Source organism: Streptococcus saliviloxodontae, from assembly GCF_016908655.1.
GTDB lineage: Bacteria > Bacillota > Bacilli > Lactobacillales > Streptococcaceae > Streptococcus > Streptococcus saliviloxodontae.
In genome coordinates, this window is sequence record NZ_JAFBEI010000069.1 from 1 (window position 1) to 2,013 (window position 2,013).

Here is a 2,013-nt window from a genome sequence, read left to right on the forward strand (position 1 = left end):
ATTCTCATCGCTTTAAACATGCAAAAAGAGAGAACCAATCTGATTCTCTCTCGCTGCTGATTATAAGTCAACCCACTACAGTTGACAAAGAGCCAGCATTTTCACATAATCTTTGTACTTGATGCTATCAAAAAAATCAGAACTCTTTCAAGTTCTGATTTCATTTTTTATAACATATAAAACACAATAGCTATGTACTGTAAGGCTGATGCTAATAGTATAAAGAGGTGCCAAATCATGTGGAAATAAGGTTTTTTCTTAGCGTAAAACCCGGCACCTACAGTATAAGACAAACCACCAGCTAACATAAGGAGGCAGAAGGTTAAATTGGTTTTCTGCAAAATTGCTGGAATAATAAAGAGTACTAGCCAACCCATAAAAAGATAGAGAAAAAGACTAAATTTTTCATTAATTTTCTTAGCAAAAATCTTATAAAAAATACCAAATAGTGTAATCCCCCACTGAAGGATGATAATCAAGTAGCCCATCCAACCTGCGACCAAGGACAGTGCTACAGGGGTGTAAGAACCTGCAATAGCAATATAAATCATGGAATGGTCAACAACGCGTAAGACTAACTTGTGCTTAGAACCGTAAGCCATGGAATGATAAACAGCAGATGATAAGAACATGAGAAATAGAGAAATGACAAAGATAGACATCCCGACTGCTGCTGTCATATTGTAGTTGCTATAGGCATGGGTTGCCGTAATCGGTAAGAGTACCAACATAAGACTAGCTCCGATTCCATGTGTCACGCTGTTGGCAACTTCTTCACCAAAAGATAATTGTTTACTGAGTTTTAGCGTCTGAGACATCTGACTGTTCCCCTTCCAAAATATAAGTTAAACGTCTAGCTTTAAAATAAAGTTTCACCGATTGACAAGCTGTTTCAACCAATTCGTGAACTTGACCCTCCTCTTGGTCATTCATGCAAGCAACAAAATCATCATAAAGTTGATTTGAAGGGTAAATCTTGTGAAGGACGTTGAGGGTTTGGCTGATTTCTTGGATTGAAAATACCGTTTTTAAAAATGTAATCGCAATCAGTCTAGCTACTTGTTGCTTTTGATACTTTTTCTTAATAGGCTTTGCAATATGGCCATGTTTAACATAATTATTGACCATCGAAGAGGTCAATCCCTTATCAGACTTAGTCTGATCTGAATAGGTCAACTGGTTGACCATAAGCAAGACTTGATCGAGATAAAGATCTAAATCTGGTAACTCATCCCAAGTTGGGATTTTCTGGTACATCACATCTTCAACTCCTTATTATCTAGTTTTCATAACTAGATAATAACATTTACATTATTTTTTTGCAAGAAAAAATAAACGCCTTTTACTTTAGTCACTATATCTCATCATATTCTTAACTTGGATAGGCTATGATGCTCAGCTATCATCTTACAAAAAAGTAGCGAGGAGAACTGGTCTTAGTCGTTCAGTTCTTCTCACTACTATTACTTTTTTATAGGGGATTTGATTGAGGAAGCTCCCCTTTGGAAATACACTTCATCCAAGCTGGTATCGCTTGACTAATCTGTGTCGGCAATACAAGATAAGCTGTCTCTGATAACTGGTCTGCAATGGCAGAATGCAACCAAGTTGCACTAAAAACCACGTCAAACGTCTCACTTTGTGTAAATTGAGCTAAAAAACCAGCAATCATACCACACAGCGTATCTCCCATTCCGCCTGTCGCTTGGTAGGGACCTCCCACTCCAATGGCGACTTCTTTTTCTCGACTGAAAACCTTAGTTGCCTGACTTTTAGCGACCAAAATAGTATTAAAAGGAAAATCTTTAAGCTTAGTTTCGGTAGCTAAACTAGTCTGTTCTTGAATGGCAAGTCCTGATAAACGTTCCCACTCTTTTTGATGTGGGGTCAGAACCAAAGTATTGGTCAATTCAAGTTCTTTTCTACCATTTGTCAAGCTTATCAAGGCTTTTAGCGAAAAAATAATATCAAGACAGTAGCCGTTACGTGGTTATTGTCTTATTTTTATGACTA

The 2,013-nt window shown here is 37.3% G+C and carries 3 protein-coding genes; all 3 read right to left on the reverse strand.

Annotated elements, in window-relative coordinates:
• Positions 1-167 precede the first annotated feature (167 nt).
• On the reverse strand, positions 168-818 hold the full coding sequence (gene trhA, locus JOC31_RS09760) for a PAQR family membrane homeostasis protein TrhA (protein ID WP_205017953.1): 651 nt from the start codon (positions 816-818) through the stop codon (positions 168-170).
• Complete coding sequence (locus JOC31_RS09765) at positions 793-1,257, reverse strand: DUF1836 domain-containing protein (RefSeq protein ID WP_205017954.1); 465 nt, start codon at positions 1,255-1,257, stop codon at positions 793-795. The genes trhA and JOC31_RS09765 overlap by 26 nt, the downstream gene beginning before the upstream one ends.
• Before the next feature lie 214 nt (positions 1,258-1,471).
• Complete coding sequence (locus JOC31_RS09770) at positions 1,472-1,945, reverse strand: ATP-dependent (S)-NAD(P)H-hydrate dehydratase (protein WP_275586122.1); 474 nt, start codon at positions 1,943-1,945, stop codon at positions 1,472-1,474.
• Positions 1,946-2,013 lie beyond the last annotated feature (68 nt).

Coding starts and splice junctions, on each gene's coding strand:
- trhA (WP_205017953.1), bottom strand. CDS start 818: ATGTCTCAGACGCTAAAACTCAGTAAACAATTATCTTTTGGTGAAGAA.
- JOC31_RS09765 (WP_205017954.1), bottom strand. CDS start 1,257: ATGTACCAGAAAATCCCAACTTGGGATGAGTTACCAGATTTAGATCTT.